22 protein-coding genes are annotated in these 15,969 nt (G+C 54.4%); all 22 read left to right on the forward strand.

Annotated features, from left to right (window positions below):
• The first annotated feature begins 56 nt into the window (after window positions 1–56).
• The 22 genes from rpoC to rpsH all read left to right on the forward strand — a co-directional run bounded on the left by rpoC (window position 57) and on the right by rpsH (window position 15,964).
• A complete protein-coding gene (gene rpoC, locus F591_RS0115750) occupies window positions 57–3,677 on the forward strand; it encodes a DNA-directed RNA polymerase subunit beta' (RefSeq protein WP_026326659.1) in 3,621 nt (1,206 codons plus the stop codon).
• A 177-nt stretch (window positions 3,678–3,854) separates the two neighbouring features.
• Window positions 3,855–4,106: a ribosomal L7Ae/L30e/S12e/Gadd45 family protein gene (locus F591_RS0115755; protein ID WP_019535585.1), complete on the forward strand. Its 252-nt coding sequence runs from the start codon at window positions 3,855–3,857 to the stop codon at window positions 4,104–4,106.
• A gap of 131 nt (window positions 4,107–4,237) precedes the next feature.
• Window positions 4,238–4,660: a 30S ribosomal protein S12 gene (gene rpsL / locus F591_RS0115760; RefSeq protein ID WP_019535586.1), complete on the forward strand. Its 423-nt coding sequence runs from the start codon at window positions 4,238–4,240 to the stop codon at window positions 4,658–4,660.
• A gap of 57 nt (window positions 4,661–4,717) precedes the next feature.
• The gene (rpsG, locus tag F591_RS0115765) at window positions 4,718–5,188 is read left to right on the forward strand and encodes a 30S ribosomal protein S7 (RefSeq protein ID WP_019535587.1); all 471 of its coding nucleotides are present in this window, start codon (window positions 4,718–4,720) and stop codon (window positions 5,186–5,188) included.
• A gap of 36 nt (window positions 5,189–5,224) precedes the next feature.
• The gene (gene fusA, locus F591_RS0115770; RefSeq protein WP_019535588.1) at window positions 5,225–7,300 is read left to right on the forward strand and encodes an elongation factor G; all 2,076 of its coding nucleotides are present in this window, start codon (window positions 5,225–5,227) and stop codon (window positions 7,298–7,300) included.
• Between the two features lie 33 nt (window positions 7,301–7,333).
• Window positions 7,334–8,524, forward strand: a complete 1,191-nt coding sequence (tuf, locus tag F591_RS0115775; protein ID WP_019535589.1) for an elongation factor Tu — start codon at window positions 7,334–7,336, stop codon at window positions 8,522–8,524.
• Between the two features lie 285 nt (window positions 8,525–8,809).
• Window positions 8,810–9,118 carry a 30S ribosomal protein S10 gene (gene rpsJ, locus F591_RS0115780; RefSeq protein ID WP_005544556.1) on the forward strand — a complete coding sequence of 103 codons (309 nt, stop codon included), beginning with the start codon at window positions 8,810–8,812 and terminating at the stop codon, window positions 9,116–9,118.
• Between the two features lie 57 nt (window positions 9,119–9,175).
• On the forward strand, window positions 9,176–9,802 hold the full coding sequence (gene rplC, locus F591_RS0115785) for a 50S ribosomal protein L3 (RefSeq protein WP_019535590.1): 627 nt from the start codon (window positions 9,176–9,178) through the stop codon (window positions 9,800–9,802).
• Between the two features lie 20 nt (window positions 9,803–9,822).
• Window positions 9,823–10,446 (forward strand): 50S ribosomal protein L4, encoded by a 624-nt coding sequence (rplD, locus tag F591_RS0115790; protein ID WP_026326660.1) that lies wholly within the window; start codon window positions 9,823–9,825, stop codon window positions 10,444–10,446.
• On the forward strand, window positions 10,446–10,736 hold the full coding sequence (rplW, locus tag F591_RS0115795) for a 50S ribosomal protein L23 (protein WP_019535592.1): 291 nt from the start codon (window positions 10,446–10,448) through the stop codon (window positions 10,734–10,736). Before rplD ends, rplW begins: the two co-directional genes overlap by 1 nt.
• 31 nt (window positions 10,737–10,767) lie before the next feature.
• On the forward strand, window positions 10,768–11,598 hold the full coding sequence (gene rplB / locus F591_RS0115800; protein WP_019535593.1) for a 50S ribosomal protein L2: 831 nt from the start codon (window positions 10,768–10,770) through the stop codon (window positions 11,596–11,598).
• Window positions 11,599–11,640: 42 nt separating this feature from the next.
• Window positions 11,641–11,919: a 30S ribosomal protein S19 gene (rpsS, locus tag F591_RS0115805; protein WP_019535594.1), complete on the forward strand. Its 279-nt coding sequence runs from the start codon at window positions 11,641–11,643 to the stop codon at window positions 11,917–11,919.
• Window positions 11,920–11,961: 42 nt separating this feature from the next.
• Window positions 11,962–12,297, forward strand: a complete 336-nt coding sequence (rplV, locus tag F591_RS0115810; RefSeq protein WP_019535595.1) for a 50S ribosomal protein L22 — start codon at window positions 11,962–11,964, stop codon at window positions 12,295–12,297.
• Between the two features lie 13 nt (window positions 12,298–12,310).
• Complete coding sequence (rpsC, locus tag F591_RS0115815) at window positions 12,311–12,982, forward strand: 30S ribosomal protein S3 (RefSeq protein ID WP_019535596.1); 672 nt, start codon at window positions 12,311–12,313, stop codon at window positions 12,980–12,982.
• 2 nt (window positions 12,983–12,984) lie between these two features.
• Window positions 12,985–13,422, forward strand: coding sequence for a 50S ribosomal protein L16 (gene rplP, locus F591_RS0115820; RefSeq protein ID WP_019535597.1), 438 nt, complete (start codon window positions 12,985–12,987; stop codon window positions 13,420–13,422).
• Complete coding sequence (rpmC, locus tag F591_RS0115825) at window positions 13,409–13,609, forward strand: 50S ribosomal protein L29 (RefSeq protein ID WP_019535598.1); 201 nt, start codon at window positions 13,409–13,411, stop codon at window positions 13,607–13,609. The genes rplP and rpmC overlap by 14 nt, the downstream gene beginning before the upstream one ends.
• 23 nt (window positions 13,610–13,632) lie before the next feature.
• A complete protein-coding gene (rpsQ, locus tag F591_RS0115830) occupies window positions 13,633–13,896 on the forward strand; it encodes a 30S ribosomal protein S17 (RefSeq protein ID WP_019535599.1) in 264 nt (87 codons plus the stop codon).
• 41 nt (window positions 13,897–13,937) lie between these two features.
• Window positions 13,938–14,306, forward strand: a complete 369-nt coding sequence (gene rplN / locus F591_RS0115835; protein ID WP_019535600.1) for a 50S ribosomal protein L14 — start codon at window positions 13,938–13,940, stop codon at window positions 14,304–14,306.
• Between the two features lie 58 nt (window positions 14,307–14,364).
• Window positions 14,365–14,718 (forward strand): 50S ribosomal protein L24, encoded by a 354-nt coding sequence (rplX, locus tag F591_RS0115840; protein ID WP_019535601.1) that lies wholly within the window; start codon window positions 14,365–14,367, stop codon window positions 14,716–14,718.
• A 32-nt stretch (window positions 14,719–14,750) separates the two neighbouring features.
• Entirely contained in the window at window positions 14,751–15,293 is a 543-nt protein-coding gene (gene rplE, locus F591_RS0115845; protein ID WP_019535602.1) for a 50S ribosomal protein L5, read from the forward strand.
• A gap of 55 nt (window positions 15,294–15,348) precedes the next feature.
• A complete protein-coding gene (locus tag F591_RS0115850; protein ID WP_026326663.1) occupies window positions 15,349–15,534 on the forward strand; it encodes a type Z 30S ribosomal protein S14 in 186 nt (61 codons plus the stop codon).
• A 31-nt stretch (window positions 15,535–15,565) separates the two neighbouring features.
• Window positions 15,566–15,964, forward strand: a complete 399-nt coding sequence (rpsH, locus tag F591_RS0115855) for a 30S ribosomal protein S8 (protein WP_019535604.1) — start codon at window positions 15,566–15,568, stop codon at window positions 15,962–15,964.
• Window positions 15,965–15,969 lie beyond the last annotated feature (5 nt).

Raw genomic sequence — 15,969 nt, forward strand, 5'->3', positions numbered from 1 at the left:
GCAAGACGACCGGACGATGAAGCGATATAAAGCACAATCTTGAGGGGGGTTGCTCCTTGATGGACGTCAACAATTTTGAGTTTATGAAGATCGGTTTGGCCTCTCCCGAAAAGATCCGTTCTTGGTCCCGCGGCGAAGTGAAGAAGCCGGAGACGATCAACTATAGGACGTTGAAGCCGGAGAAAGAAGGCTTGTTCTGCGAGAAAATATTCGGTCCGACCAAGGACTGGGAATGCCACTGCGGCAAGTACAAGCGCGTTCGCTACAAAGGCGTCGTCTGCGACCGCTGCGGCGTCGAGGTTACGCGCCAGAAGGTGCGCCGCGAGCGCATGGGGCATATCGAGCTGGCTGCGCCGGTATCGCACATCTGGTACTTCAAGGGCATCCCGAGCCGGATGGGGCTGGCGCTCGACATGTCGCCGCGTTCGCTCGAAGAGATCATTTACTTTGCATCTTATGTCGTCACGGACCCTGGCGATACGCCTTTGGAGAAAAAACAGCTGCTTTCCGAGAAGGAATACCGCAGCTACCGCGAAAAGTACGGCTACGCGTTCCAGGCAGGCATGGGTGCGGAAGCGGTGAAGAAGCTTCTGCAGGATATCGACCTGGACAAAGAAGTCGAGATCCTCAAGGAAGAGCTGAAAACCGCTCAAGGCCAGCGCCGCAACCGCGCGATCAAGCGTCTTGAAGTGATGGAAGCATTCCGCAATTCCAAGAACCGTCCGGAATGGATGGTGCTCGACGTGCTGCCGGTCATTCCGCCGGAGCTTCGCCCGATGGTTCAGCTTGACGGCGGCCGCTTCGCGACCTCCGACCTGAACGACCTGTACCGCCGCGTCATCAACCGGAACAACCGCCTGAAGCGGCTGCTCGATCTCGGCGCGCCGGACATCATCGTTCAGAACGAGAAGCGGATGCTGCAGGAAGCCGTCGACGCGCTGATCGACAACGGCCGCCGCGGCCGTCCGGTCACCGGACCGGGCAACCGCCCGCTCAAGTCGCTCAGCCATATGCTCAAGGGCAAGCAGGGCCGTTTCCGGCAAAACCTGCTTGGCAAGCGCGTCGACTACTCCGGCCGTTCCGTTATCGTCGTCGGCCCGAGCCTGAAGATGTACCAGTGCGGCCTGCCGAAGGAAATGGCCCTGGAGCTGTTCAAGCCTTTCGTGATGAAGGAGCTCGTCAACAAAGGACTGGCTCATAACATCAAAAGCGCCAAGCGCAAAGTCGAGCGCGTCAGCCCGGAAGTATGGGACGTTCTCGAGGAAGTGATCAAGGAGCATCCGGTGCTGCTCAACCGTGCCCCCACGCTGCACCGCCTCGGCATTCAGGCGTTCGAGCCAATCCTGGTGGAGGGCCGCGCGATCAAGCTGCATCCGCTCGTATGTACGGCGTACAACGCCGACTTCGACGGCGACCAGATGGCCGTTCACGTGCCGCTGTCCGCCGAGGCGCAGGCGGAAGCCCGCATTCTGATGCTGGCTTCGGGCAACATCCTGAACCCGAAGGACGGCAAGCCGGTCGTTACGCCTTCTCAGGACATGGTTCTCGGCAGCTTCTATTTGACGATGGACAACAAGCACGCCAAGGGCAGCGGCGCGATCGTCCGTTCTGTTTCCGAAGCGATCTCGCTGTATCATCGCGGCGAAGCTGCGCTTCACGCGCGCGTGGCTATTCCGGTCAAGGCGCTCGGCAAAACGAGCTTCACCGAGAAGCAGCAAAATGCGATGCTGCTGACGACCGTCGGCAAAATTATTTTCAACGAAATTTTCCCGAGCGATTTCCCGTACATCAACGAGGCGACCAAAGCCAACCTGCTGAACGGAACGCCGGAGGATTCGTTCGTATATGACAAGGGCGCGAACATTCGCGAGGCGCTCATGAATATGCCGGACAAAAAAGCGGTAGGCAAAGACTACCTCGGCGCCATTATCGGCGAATGCTTCCGCATTTACCAGACGACGCAAACGTCGATCATTCTCGACAACATCAAGCAGCTCGGCTTCACCTACTCGACTCGCGCCGGCATTACGATCGCGGTGGCTGACGTTACGGTGCCCAGCGAGAAGGAGCGCATTCTTAAGGAGTCCGAGGAGAAAGTGCGGGTTGTTACGAACCAATACCGCCGCGGTCTGATCACCGACGACGAGCGGTATGACCGCATCATCTCGATCTGGTCCAAGGCGAAGGACGAGATTACCGACATTTTGATGAAGTCGCTCGACAAATTCAATTCCATCAACATGATGGTGGAATCGAAGGCGCGGGGTAACAAATCGCAGATTACGCAGCTTGGCGGGATGCGCGGCCTGATGGCGAACCCGGCCGGTAAAATCATCGAGCTCCCGATCAAGTCGAACTTCCGCGAAGGTCTTACGGTATTGGAGTACTTTATCTCCACGCACGGCGCGCGGAAAGGTCTTGCGGATACGGCGCTGCGGACGGCCGACTCCGGTTACTTGACCCGCCGTCTGGTCGACGTTGCCCAGGACGTGATCGTCCGCGAGGAAGATTGCGGCACCGACAAAGGCTTCGTCGTCAGCAAAATTCAGGACGGCAAAGAGGTCATCGAGGATCTGTTCGACCGGATCGAAGGGCGCTACTGCTTCGAGACCGTGCGCCATCCGCAAACGGGCGAAGTGATCGTCTCCCGAAACCAGCTGATCGACGCGACGATCGCCAACGAGATCGTGAAGGCCGGCATCGAGAAGCTGCAGATTCGCTCCGTGCTCAGCTGCCGTTCGCGTCATGGCGTGTGCAACAAGTGCTACGGACGGAACCTGGCGACAGGCCAGCATGTCGAGATCGGCGAAGCGGTCGGCATTATCGCCGCGCAATCGATTGGCGAGCCGGGCACGCAGCTGACGATGCGGACGTTCCATACGGGCGGCGTTGCCGGCGACGATATTACGCAAGGTTTGCCGCGGATTCAGGAGTTGTTCGAGGCCCGCAACCCGAAAGGGCAGGCGATCATCTCCGAGATCGACGGCACGATCAAGGAAATTCGCGAGGCCAAGGACCGCCGCGAAATCGAGGTCGAAGGCGAAGCGGAGAACAAGGTCTATTCCGTTCCTTTCGGTTCCCGGATTCGCGTCACCGTGGGACAGACGGTCGAGGCGGGCGACGAGCTCACCGAAGGTTCCATCGACCCGAAAGAGATGCTGCGCATCAAGGGGATCCGCGGCGTGCAGAACTATATTCTGCAGGAAGTGCAGCGGGTATACCGGAACCAGGGCGTGGAGATCAACGACAAGCACGTCGAGGTCATGATCCGTCAGATGCTGCGGAAAATTCGCATCGTCGACGCCGGCGACACGTCGCTGCTTCCGGGCTCGTTCGTGGATATCCATGAATACGAGGAAGCCAACAAGGCGGCTCTGTTCGCAGGCAAGGAGCCGGCCGTCGCCAAGCCGGTGCTGCTCGGTATTACGAAGGCTTCGCTGGAGACCGACTCCTTCCTGTCTGCAGCCTCGTTCCAGGAGACGACGCGCGTCCTGACGGATGCGGCCATCAAGGGCAAGGTCGACCAGCTGCTCGGCCTGAAGGAGAACGTCATTATCGGCAAGCTGATTCCGGCCGGAACGGGAATGTCCCGATACCGGAACCTGCGAATCATCGACCCGAACGCCGAAGAGGCGGAAGAGGCGGTACAGGAAATGGAAGCCGTACCGGTCGAGTAAGCTAGCGGTTAACAGGAAAGCGGCGGCTTGTCTTCATAGGAATATGCCGATCCAGAAACGACCAGGTAAATTGTTTGTGAAGGCAAGCCGCTATTCTTGACACCGCATAGTCGAGATGCTAATATATCAAAGTGTGCCAATTTGGATGTTTCACCAGCAGCGTTGGAGGATGGTTTCATGTCGAATGAAATAGTCATTCAAGCGGAGAAGCTTACAATAGGCACCAAGCAAGCGACGAGAGCGGTAGAGCTCGGTAAAGCCGCTGAAGTATTTATTGCGAAAGATGCAGATCCGCGAATAACGACGAAGATGGTTAACCTCTGCAAGAAGATGGGGGTTAAGGTAACATACGTAGAATCCATGAAGTCCCTCGGTAAAGCGTGTGGTATTGAAGTGGGTGCTGCTATGGCAGCCGCGGTAAATGAATAAATAGAAGACGTTTTTGCAGCAAGATTGCTCAGGCGATCGGACGGCAAAAACTTTCTCTTTGTTCATTTGCGATTCGCCTGGATCTGTGGGCTTGAAGCAACAGCGATTCATTATAAGAAGGAGGTGGCCTCATGCCAACAATTAACCAGCTCGTCCGCAAAGGACGGCAAGACAAAGTGGTGAAGTCCAAGTCCCCTGCTCTGCAAAAGGGCTACAACGCTCTGAAAAGAGAGCAAACGGATCAGAGCTCCCCGCAAAAACGCGGCGTCTGCACTCGTGTAGGCACGATGACTCCGAAGAAGCCGAACTCCGCGCTTCGGAAATATGCTCGTGTGCGCTTGTCCAACCGCGTTGAGGTGACGGCTTACATCCCGGGTATCGGACACAACCTGCAGGAGCACAGCGTCGTGTTGATCCGCGGCGGTCGTGTTAAGGACCTTCCGGGTGTTCGTTACCATATCGTTCGCGGCGCGCTCGATACAGCCGGCGTGAACAACCGCAAGCAAGCTCGTTCCAAGTACGGCGCGAAGCGTCCGAAGGCTGCGAAGAGCTAATCGCGATAGAAGGATTTTTCGTTTCAAGATCGAATCTTTTGAGAAAGGGGGATAACTATGCCTCGTAAAGGTCCAGTTCCTAAAAGAGACGTGTTGCCCGATCCGATTTATAACAGCAAGCTGGTTACCCGCCTCATCAACCGCCTTATGATCGACGGTAAGAAAGGCGTGGCCCAATCGATTCTGTACAATGCTTTCAACATCATCCAAGAGCGTACAGGCAAAGATCCGATGGAAGTGTTCGAACAAGCGATCAAGAACATCATGCCGGTTCTGGAGGTCAAAGCCCGTCGTGTCGGCGGCGCCAACTACCAAGTTCCGGTTGAGGTGAAGCCGGAGCGCCGGACTTCCCTTGGTCTGCGTTGGCTCGTCAACTACTCCCGTCTGCGCGGCGAGAAGACGATGGAAGAGCGTCTCGCTCAAGAAATCATCGATGCCAGCAACAGCACCGGCGCTTCCGTGAAGAAGCGCGAAGACACGCACAAGATGGCAGAAGCCAACAAGGCGTTCGCGCATTATCGTTGGTAAGATAGTAACCCTACTTTTAGGAAGGAGAATACCTGAATGGCAAGAGAGTTCTCCTTGAAAGATACGCGCAATATCGGGATCATGGCGCATATCGATGCCGGTAAGACGACCACGACCGAGCGCATTCTGTTCTATACGGGCCGTACGCACAAAATCGGCGAGGTGCACGAAGGCGCCGCGACGATGGACTGGATGGAGCAGGAGCAGGAGCGCGGAATTACGATTACTTCCGCCGCTACGACCGCTCAGTGGAAAAATCACCGCATCAATATCATCGATACCCCGGGACACGTCGACTTCACGGTTGAGGTTGAACGTTCCCTTCGCGTATTGGACGGGGCCGTAGGCGTATTCAGCGCTAAAGAAGGCGTCGAGCCGCAGTCCGAGACCGTTTGGAGACAAGCGGACAAGTACGGCGTACCGCGGATCGCCTACGTCAACAAGATGGACATCATCGGTGCCGATTTCTTGGGCGCGGTTCAGCAAATGCGCGACAAGCTTGGCGCCAATGCCGTGCCGATTCAGCTTCCGATCGGCGCGGAGAGCGAATTCGTCGGGATTATCGATCTAGTCGAGCAGATTGCCTACATCTATAAGGATGATTTGGGCAAAGACATCGAGCGGACGGAAATTCCGGCAGAGTACAAGGACAAAGTCGAAGAGTTGCGGATGGAACTCGTTGAGAAGGTCGCCGAGCTCGATGAAGACTTGACCATGAAATACCTTGAAGGCGAAGAACTGACCGTCGAGGAGATCAAAGCGGCTCTTCGCAAAGGAACCGTCGAAGTGAAGATCTTCCCGGTCATTTGCGGATCGTCCTACAGAAACAAGGGCGTGCAGCTGATGCTCGACGCTGTTGTGGACTACTTGCCTTCGCCGATTGACGTGCCGGATATCAAGGGCACGCTCGATGACGGCACTGAGGTTACGCGCAAATCGTCGGACGACGAGCCGTTCGCCGCACTTGCGTTCAAAATTATGACCGACCCGTTCGTCGGACGTCTGACTTTCATTCGCGTTTACTCCGGTATTCTGCATTCCGGCTCCTACGTGCTTAACGCAACGAAGGGCAAACGCGAGAGAATCGGCCGCATCCTTCAGATGCATGCCAACAGCCGTCAGGAGATCAGCGAGGTTTATGCGGGCGATATCGCTGCAGCGGTAGGCCTCAAGGATACGGTTACGGGCGACACGCTGTGCGACGAGAAACATCCGGTTATTCTGGAGTCGATGAACTTCCCGGAACCGGTCATCGAGCTGGCTGTCGAGCCGAAGACGAAGGCCGACCAGGACAAGATGGGCGTCGCCTTGTCCAAGCTGTCCGAGGAAGACCCGACGTTCCGCGCTCATACGAACGAAGAGACAGGCCAAACGATTATCGCCGGTATGGGTGAGCTGCACCTGGAGATCATCGTTGACCGGATGCGCCGCGAGTTCAAAGTCGAGACGAACGTCGGTAAGCCGCAAGTTGCTTATCGCGAGACGTTCCGTCAACCGGCTCGCGTCGAAGGCAAATTCGTTCGCCAATCCGGCGGTCGCGGCCAATACGGCCACTGCTGGGTTGAGTTCGAACCGCTTGAGCCGGGCACTGGCTTCCAGTTCGAGAGCAAGATTGTCGGCGGTGCGATTCCGAAAGAATACATCGCGCCGATCCAGGCAGGTATTGAAGAAGCGATGAAGAACGGCGTATACGCGGGCTATCCGGTCGTAGACATCAAGGCTACTGTCGTAGACGGTTCCTACCACGATGTCGACTCCTCCGAGATGGCGTTCAAGATCGCCGGCTCCATGGCTCTGAAAGCTGCTGCCGAGAAGTGCCATCCGGTACTGCTCGAGCCGATCATGAAAGTCGAAGTTACCGTGCCGGAAGAGTACATGGGCGACGTTATGGGCGACCTGAACTCCCGCCGCGGCCGCATCGAAGGGATGGACAGCCGTCATGGTGCCCAAATCATTCGTGCGAAAGTGCCGCTTTCGGAAATGTTCGGTTACTCCACGACGCTGCGCTCCCGTACGCAAGGCCGGGGCGTATACTCGATGGAAATCTCTCATTATGAAGAAGTGCCGAAGTCCATTGCCGACGAAATCGTCGCAAAGAACAAAGGCGCCTAATATATATTGTTTAATTGAGGAGGCTATCTAACCATGGCAAAAGCGAAATTTGAACGCACGAAGCCGCACGTTAACATCGGTACGATCGGTCACGTCGACCACGGTAAAACGACGCTGACAGCGGCTATTACGACGGTTCTTTCCAAAAAATACGGCGGTGCCGCTGTAGCATTCGACCAAATCGACAAAGCGCCGGAAGAGCGCGAGCGCGGTATTACGATCTCCACCGCTCACGTTGAATACGAAACGCCGAACCGCCACTATGCACACGTTGACTGCCCGGGCCACGCCGACTATGTTAAAAACATGATCACCGGCGCAGCTCAAATGGACGGCGCGATTCTCGTCGTATCCGCTGCTGACGGTCCGATGCCGCAAACGCGCGAGCACATCCTGCTCTCCCGTCAGGTAGGCGTTCCTTACATCGTCGTATTCCTGAACAAATGTGACATGGTTGAAGACGAAGAACTGCTTGAACTGGTTGAAATGGAAGTTCGCGACCTGCTCAACGAGTACGAGTTCCCGGGCGACGACACGCCGATCATCCGCGGCGCTGCTCGTGAAGCTCTGCAAAACCCGGACGGTCCTTGGGCCGACAAAATCGTCGAGCTGTTCGAGCAAATCGACAACTACATTCCGACGCCGGAGCGCGATACGGACAAGCCGTTCCTTATGCCGGTCGAGGACGTATTCACGATCACTGGCCGCGGTACGGTTGCTACGGGCCGCGTAGAGCGTGGTACGGTTAAAGTCGGCGACGAGGTTGAAATCGTCGGTCTGACTGACGAAACTCGCAAAACGGTCGTTACGGGCGTTGAAATGTTCCGCAAACTGCTTGACTCCGCTCAAGCTGGCGACAACATCGGCGCACTGCTCCGCGGCGTTGACCGTAAAGACATCGAGCGCGGTCAAGTTCTGGCAAAACCGGCTTCCGTTAAGCCGCACACGAACTTCACGGCTCAAATCTACGTCCTGACCAAAGAAGAGGGTGGCCGTCACAAGCCGTTCTTCACAGGTTACCGTCCGCAGTTCTATTTCCGTACGACGGACGTTACGGGCATCATCAACCTGCCGGAAGGCACCGAGATGGTTATGCCTGGCGACAACATCACCGTTACGGTTGAACTGATCGCTCCGATCGCTATCGAAGAAGGTACTCGCTTCGCGATTCGCGAAGGCGGCCGTACGGTTGGCGCCGGCGCTGTTGCGACGATCCAAAAATAATAGCTCTCGGGCTGAAGAGAATCTCCTCAAGCAGATCGCTTGAGGAGATTTTGTATTCTAATCACGCGCTATATTATTGAAGAAAAAAATTTTCCATGACAAGAGTGGAGCTTTTTCTTGCTTTTTCATTGTATTTTTAATATAATAGTGAACGTTGGTCTGTGACGTCGCGATGATGTGAGAGGTTGCTGACACACCCGGCCCCTTTGCCATAGGGCAGGATGTCAGGAGATTTTCACGGAGTATGTCCGATTCCAAAATTGGGCGAAAGAAGGAGGGAATACTATGGCAAAGCAAAAGATTCGTATTCGTTTGAAGGCTTATGATCACAGAATTTTGGATCAATCCGCCGAGAAAATCGTGGAGACCGCCAAGCGTTCCGGTGCAGGAGTGTCGGGTCCGATCCCGCTGCCGACCGAGAAGCAGATCATCACGATTTTGCGCGCTGTGCACAAGTACAAAGATTCTCGCGAGCAATTCGAGATGCGTACGCACAAGCGTTTGATCGATATCGTGAATCCGACGCCGCAAACGGTTGATGCGCTGATGCGACTCGATCTGCCGTCCGGCGTAGACATTGAAATCAAACTGTAATCCATGATCGCATGGAGTAGATAGAGTTTAGCTAAGAGAGGAAAAGAGGTGTCAACGATGGCTAAAGGTATCTTAGGTAAGAAACTGGGGATGACCCAAGTGTTCACCGCTGAAGGCAATGTTGTGCCGGTCACGGTCATCCAAGCAGGTCCTTGTACGGTACTGCAGAAGAAAGATATCGAGAACGATGGTTACGAAGCCATCCAGATCGGTTTTGACAATAAGAAAGAAAAGAACGCCAACAAACCTGAGTCGGGTCATGCGAAAAAAGCAAACACGACGCCTAAGCGCTACATTCGGGAAATCCGCGGCGTTCAACTCGCTGACTACGAAGTAGGGCAGGAGATTAAAGCGGATATTTTCGCAGAAGGCGAATTCGTTGATGTAACGGGCACGTCCAAGGGGAAAGGCTTCCAAGGTAACATCAAGAGACATAACCAATCCCGCGGACCGATGACTCACGGCTCCAAGTACCACCGCGGCCCGGGTTCGATGGGCTCCATCCAGGCGAACCGCGTCATGAAAGGCAAGCCGCTGCCGGGTCATATGGGCAATGAGACGATTACTATTCAAAACCTCGAAATCGTAAAAGTCGACGCCGAACGCAACGTACTGCTTGTCAAAGGCTCCATTCCGGGTCCGAAAAACAGCTACGTTACCGTTAAGGGCGCTGTAAAGAAGTAAGCAGGAAAGGAGGATAACCCATGCCAAAAGTAGCATTATATAACGTCAGTGGCGCTCAAGTAGGAGAAGTTGAATTGGCGGATAGCGTCTTCGGAATCGAACCGCATATTCACGTGCTGAATGAAGCGGTATTGATGCAGCGTGCTTCTCTTCGCGCCGGTACTCATAAAACGAAAGGCCGTTCCGAGGTTCGTGGCGGCGGCCGTAAACCGTGGAAGCAAAAAGGGACAGGTCGCGCCCGTCAAGGGAGCATCCGTGCGCCTCAATGGAAGGGCGGCGGCACCGTGTTCGGTCCGACTCCGCGCAGCTATGCCTACAAGCTTCCTAAGAAAGTACGCCGTCTGGCGATCAAATCCGCGTTGTCTTCCAAGGTGAAGGGCAACGAAATTATCGTGCTGGATCAGCTGGCGCTGGCACAGCCGAAGACGAAGGAATTCGTCGGTATCTTGAACAACCTGAAGGTTAGCCGCAAAGCGCTGGTTGTAACGGCAGCTTATGACGAGAACGTGGCATTGTCTGCACGCAACATTCCTGGCGTGAAGTTCGTATCCGCCGAAGGAATCAACGTGCTTGATGTTATGGTTTACGACAAGCTCATCATTACGAAGGATGCGGTGCAAAAGGTAGAGGAGGTGTTTGCGTAATGAAGAACCCTCACGATATTATTAAGCGCCCAGTCATTACTGAACGTACAAGCGAGCTGATGGCTGATCGCAAGTACGCGTTTGAAGTGGACATTCGCGCCAACAAGACGGAGATCAAGCAAGCGATCGAGCAAATTTTCAAGGTGAAAGTGACGAACGTGAACACGTCCAGAATGCCGGCGAAGCCGAAACGCTATGGCCGTTATTTCGGTTATACGTCCGAATGGAAGAAAGCGATCGTTACGCTCAGCCCGGATAGCAAAGAGCTCGAGTTTTTCGAGTCCGTATAATGTAAATCTGTGAGATAAGGAGGGAATCCACGTGCCTATCAAATCTTTCAAACCGACTTCCCCTGGTCGTCGTCAGATGACGGTTTCCACGTTTGAGGAAATCACGACATCGACGCCGGAGAAGACGCTTCTGGCGCCTCTTCACAAGAAAGCCGGCCGCAACAACCAGGGCAAAATTACGACGCGTCACCATGGCGGCGGTCATAAGCGCAAATACCGCATCATCGATTTCAAACGGAACAAAGATGGAATACCCGGACGTGTTGCTACGATCGAATACGATCCGAACCGTACGGCGAACATCGCGCTGATCCATTACGTGGATGGCGAAAAACGCTACATTCTCGCTCCGAAAGGCCTTAAAGTAGGCGATCAAATCATGTCCGGTCCCGAGGCCGACATCAAAGTGGGCAACGCCCTTCCGCTGGACAACATTCCGGTAGGTTCGGTTATCCACAACATTGAGCTGAAGCCTGGCAAAGGCGGCCAATTGGTTCGCGCAGCCGGTACCGAAGCTCAATTGCTCGGTAAAGAAGGCCAATACGTTATCGTTCGTCTGACCTCTGGCGAAATGAGGAAAATCCTCAAGGTTTGCCGCGCGACGATCGGTTCGGTAGGCAACGAAGACCATGAGCTGATCAGCATCGGTAAAGCCGGACGTTCCCGCTGGCTCGGCAAGAGACCGGAAGTTCGCGGTTCCGTCATGAACCCGAACGATCACCCGCACGGCGGTGGCGAAGGCCGTTCCCCGATCGGACGCAAATCCCCGATGTCTCCTTGGGGCAAGCCGACGCTCGGATACAAGACCCGGAAGAAGAACAAAGCTTCCAACAAATACATTGTTCGCAGCCGCACGAAGTAATGATCGTGTAGCGGCATTGGATTCAGAAGGGAGGAACGAAGAATGGGTCGCAGCTTGAAAAAAGGACCTTTCGTCGACGGGTATCTGTTGAAGAAAGTCGAGGAAATGAACGCGAGCAACAAGAAGCAGGTGATTAAAACCTGGTCCCGTCGCTCCACCATTTTCCCGCAATTCGTCGGCAACACGTTCGCCGTATATGACGGCAGAAAGCATGTGCCGGTTTATGTAACGGAAGACATGGTCGGACATAAGCTCGGCGAGTTTGCTCCGACGCGCACGTACAAGGGACATACGGACGACGACAAGAAAACGAGACGTTAATCGGTTTGCCGAAAGCGACGCTGATTGAGAGGAGGTACATCCATGCAAGAATCTAAAGCTATTGCTCGCTATGTTCGCATCGCTCCCCGCAAGGTCAGACTCGTAGTGGATCTGATTCGCGGCAAGCAGGTGGGCGAGGCGATCGCCATTCTGCGCCATACTCCCAAGGCGGCATCTCCGGTCGTTGAGAAACTGCTCAACTCGGCGATTGCGAATGCGGAGCACAATTACTCCATGGATCCGAACAGCCTGGTGATTTCCAAGGTGTACGTTGACCAGGGCCCGACGCTGAAACGGTTCCGTCCGCGCGCGCAAGGCCGCGCCATGAGAATCAACAAACGCACCAGCCACATTACCGTTGTGGTATCTGAACAATAAGGAGGGATAACGTGTGGGTCAAAAAGTAAACCCGGTAGGACTTCGAATCGGCATTATCCGTGACTGGGAATCCAAGTGGTACGCCGGCAAAGATTTCGGCGATCTGCTGATGGAGGACGTAAAAATTCGCGAATACCTGAAGGGAAAGCTGAAGGAATCCGCGGTATCCAAAATTGAGATCGAGCGTGCGGCTAACCGCGTCAACGTGACGATCCATACAGCTAAGCCCGGTATGGTTATCGGTAAGGGCGGCTCCGAGGTAGAAGTGCTGCGTACTCACCTCACGAAGCTGACGAAGGGCAAGAAAGTGCACATCAACATCTCCGAAGTGAAAAACCCGGAGCTTGACGCGATTCTCGTTGCGGAAAGCATCGCTCAGCAGCTGGAACGTCGCGTATCGTTCCGCCGCGCTCTCAAACAAGCGATTCAAAGAACGATGAGAGCCGGAGCGAAAGGGATTAAAACATCGGTTAGCGGCCGTCTGGGCGGTGCGGAGATCGCCAGAACGGAAGGCTATAGCGAAGGTACGGTTCCGCTTCACACGCTGCGTGCGGACATCGACTACGGTACGGCAGAAGCTCATACCACTTACGGTCGAATCGGCGTGAAAGTATGGATCTACCGCGGCGAGGTTCTTCCGACGGCTAAGAAAAGAGAAAAGGCTGCAACGGAAGGAGGCAACTAATCATGCTTATACCTAAGCGCGTGAAACACCGCAAAGAGCACCGCGGTAAAATGCGCGGTCGCGCCAAAGGCGGTACGGAAGTGCATTTCGGCGAGTATGGCCTGCAGGCGCTGGAGCCGGCATGGATCACCAACCGCCAGATCGAGGCAGCACGTATTGCAATGACCCGTTACATCAGACGGGGCGGTAAAGTATGGATCAAGATTTTCCCTGCGAAGCCGATTACGCAAAAGCCTCTTGAAGTTCGGATGGGTAGCGGTAAAGGTAACGTGGAGAAATGGGTCGCTGTCGTGAAGCCGGGCAAAGTTCTGTTCGAGCTTTCCGGTGTCAGCGAAGAGATCGCTCGCGAAGCGATGCGCCTTGCTTCCCACAAGCTGCCGATCAAGACGAAGTTTGTGAAAAGAGAAGAAGTGGGTGGTGAAGCAAATGAAAGCCAGTGAACTGCGCAACTTGACCACTGCTGAGATCGAACAAAAAATTGCAGGATATAAAGAGCAGCTCTTCAACCTCCGTTTTCAACTGGCTACCGGTCAGCTCGACAATCCGGTGCAGATCCAAAAGATCCGCAAGGACATTGCCAGAGCCAAGACGGTTTTGCGCCAAAGAGAATTGGGAATCACTAGTTAATGATTGAGAGAGGAGGATCTCTGATGGCTGAACGCAATGAGCGCAAGACGCAATTGGGTAAAGTCGTGAGCGACAAGATGGACAAAACGATCGTCGTCGCCGTTGAAACATACAAGAAGCACGACCTGTACCATAAGCGCATCAAGTATACGAAGAAGTTCAAAGCCCATGACGAGAACAACGAGGCCAAAATCGGCGACACGGTTCGCATCATGGAAACTCGTCCGCTCTCCAAAGACAAGCGCTGGAGACTGGTCGAAATCGTTGAAAAAGCGGTTATCGTTTAATATAAGCCTCGTGCATTAATGCCGGAAGGAGGGAATACACAATGATTCAACCTTTTACTCGCTTGAAAGTCGCTGACAACTCTGGGGCAAAACAACTGATGTGTATCCGTGTGTTGGGTGGTACGGGACGTCGTTCGGCCAATATCGGAGATCTCATCGTATGCTCGGTCAAAGAAGCAACACCAGGTGGCGTTGTCAAGAAAGGCGATGTGGTGAAAGCTGTTATCGTGCGTACGCGCCGCGGCGCTCGCCGGAAAGACGGTTCCTACATCAGCTTCGACGAGAATGCGGCGGTTATTGTGAAAGAGGATAAGAGCCCGCGCGGTACTCGTATCTTCGGACCGGTAGCTCGTGAGCTTCGCGACCGCGATTTCATGAAGATCGTGTCTCTGGCTCCGGAAGTAATCTAATTCATTTCGCAATGTGGACGTTCGGACGACGAACGGTTCAGGAGGTGGAACATTCCCAATGGCTAAACAAGCGAAGAAGCTCGAGTCTCACAATAATAAATTGCACGTGAAGAAAGAAGATACGGTCATCGTCATCACCGGCAAGGACAAGGGTAAAAAAGGTCGCGTGATCGCCGCTTACCCCCGCGAAAACCGCGTGCTGGTCGAAGGCGTGAATCTGGTGAAGAAGCACAGCAAGCCGACGCAGCAAAACCCGCAAGGCGGCATCATCACCAAGGAGGCGCCGATCCACGTATCGAACGTCATGCTGGTTGATCCGAAAACGGGCCAAGCGACGCGTGTCGGTTACAAAGTGCTTGAGAACGGCAAAAAAGTGCGTGTAGCGAAAAAATCCGGCGAGATCATCGATTAATCGACTGAGCAAGAAAGGAGGTCATTGTTCTCATGGCAGCAAGATTGAAGGATCGTTTTTTGAATGAAATTACTCCTGCGCTGATGCAGAAGTTCAATTACAGCACGGTAATGCAGGTTCCGAAAGTGGAGAAGGTCGTCATCAATATGGGCGTTGGCGAAGCGGTCGCTAACTCCAAAGTCATGGACAGCGCCGTACAAGACCTGCAGCTTATCTCCGGTCAAAAGCCTGTCATCACCAAAGCGAAGAAGTCGATCGCCGGCTTCCGACTGCGTGAAGGCATGCCGATCGGCGCGAAAGTAACGCTGCGCGGCGAGCGCATGTACCACTTCCTCGACAAGCTGTTCAACATTTCGCTTCCGCGCGTTCGCGACTTCCGGGGCGTATCGACGAAGGCGTTCGACGGCCGCGGCAACTATACGCTCGGCTTGAAGGAACAGCTGATCTTCCCGGAGATCGAGTACGATAAAGTGGATAAAGTGCGCGGTATGGACATCGTTATCGTAACGACGGCTAAGACGGACGAAGAATCGCGCGAACTGCTCGCTCAACTGGGAATGCCGTTCGCGAAGTAATCGGCTTGCGCATCGCTGCAAGCGTCTCGGATACACATAGGAGGTGTAAAAGTAAGTGGCAAAAACTTCGATGAAGGTTAAACAGCAGCGTCCTCCGAAATTTAAAGTGCAGGCCTACACGCGCTGCGAACGCTGCGGTCGCCCACATTCCGTGCTGCGCAAATTCAAGATTTGCAGAATTTGCTTCCGCGAATTAGCATACAAAGGTCAAATTCCTGGCGTGAAGAAAGCCAGCTGGTAATATCCAAGTATCGGGAAGGAGGTAACATCACATGGTCATGTCCGATCCTATTGCAGATATGCTTACACGCATTCGCAATGCCAATCTTGTTCGTCACGAAACGGTGGAATTGCCGGCATCGAAGATTAAGCGCGAAATCGCTGAAATTCTCAAGCGTGAAGGATTCATTCGTGACGCTGAATATATCGAGGACAACAAGCAAGGAATCATTCGCTTGTTCCTGAAATACGGTCCGAACCAAGAGCGCGTTATCACAGGCCTGAAACGGATCAGCAAGCCCGGTCTGCGCGTGTACACGAAGAGCCAGGAAGTTCCGCGCGTACTCGGCGGTCTTGGCATCGCGATCATCTCCACGTCCAAAGGCGTGATGACCGATAAAGAAGCGCGTCAATCGAAATCCGGCGGAGAGGTTCTCTGCTACGTTTGGTAATTTTC

Source organism: Paenibacillus ginsengihumi DSM 21568, assembly GCF_000380965.1.
Lineage (GTDB): Bacteria > Bacillota > Bacilli > Paenibacillales > NBRC-103111 > Paenibacillus_G > Paenibacillus_G ginsengihumi.

Coding starts and splice junctions, on each gene's coding strand:
- rpsQ (WP_019535599.1), top strand. CDS start 13,633: ATGGCTGAACGCAATGAGCGCAAGACGCAATTGGGTAAAGTCGTGAGC.
- rplE (WP_019535602.1), top strand. CDS start 14,751: ATGGCAGCAAGATTGAAGGATCGTTTTTTGAATGAAATTACTCCTGCG.
- rplW (WP_019535592.1), top strand. CDS start 10,446: ATGAAGAACCCTCACGATATTATTAAGCGCCCAGTCATTACTGAACGT.
- rplP (WP_019535597.1), top strand. CDS start 12,985: ATGCTTATACCTAAGCGCGTGAAACACCGCAAAGAGCACCGCGGTAAA.
- fusA (WP_019535588.1), top strand. CDS start 5,225: ATGGCAAGAGAGTTCTCCTTGAAAGATACGCGCAATATCGGGATCATG.
- rpsS (WP_019535594.1), top strand. CDS start 11,641: ATGGGTCGCAGCTTGAAAAAAGGACCTTTCGTCGACGGGTATCTGTTG.
- rpmC (WP_019535598.1), top strand. CDS start 13,409: ATGAAAGCCAGTGAACTGCGCAACTTGACCACTGCTGAGATCGAACAA.
- rpsJ (WP_005544556.1), top strand. CDS start 8,810: ATGGCAAAGCAAAAGATTCGTATTCGTTTGAAGGCTTATGATCACAGA.
- rpsH (WP_019535604.1), top strand. CDS start 15,566: ATGGTCATGTCCGATCCTATTGCAGATATGCTTACACGCATTCGCAAT.
- rplV (WP_019535595.1), top strand. CDS start 11,962: ATGCAAGAATCTAAAGCTATTGCTCGCTATGTTCGCATCGCTCCCCGC.
- rplC (WP_019535590.1), top strand. CDS start 9,176: ATGGCTAAAGGTATCTTAGGTAAGAAACTGGGGATGACCCAAGTGTTC.
- rpsG (WP_019535587.1), top strand. CDS start 4,718: ATGCCTCGTAAAGGTCCAGTTCCTAAAAGAGACGTGTTGCCCGATCCG.
- rplD (WP_026326660.1), top strand. CDS start 9,823: ATGCCAAAAGTAGCATTATATAACGTCAGTGGCGCTCAAGTAGGAGAA.
- rplX (WP_019535601.1), top strand. CDS start 14,365: ATGGCTAAACAAGCGAAGAAGCTCGAGTCTCACAATAATAAATTGCAC.
- tuf (WP_019535589.1), top strand. CDS start 7,334: ATGGCAAAAGCGAAATTTGAACGCACGAAGCCGCACGTTAACATCGGT.
- rpsL (WP_019535586.1), top strand. CDS start 4,238: ATGCCAACAATTAACCAGCTCGTCCGCAAAGGACGGCAAGACAAAGTG.
- F591_RS0115755 (WP_019535585.1), top strand. CDS start 3,855: ATGTCGAATGAAATAGTCATTCAAGCGGAGAAGCTTACAATAGGCACC.
- rplN (WP_019535600.1), top strand. CDS start 13,938: ATGATTCAACCTTTTACTCGCTTGAAAGTCGCTGACAACTCTGGGGCA.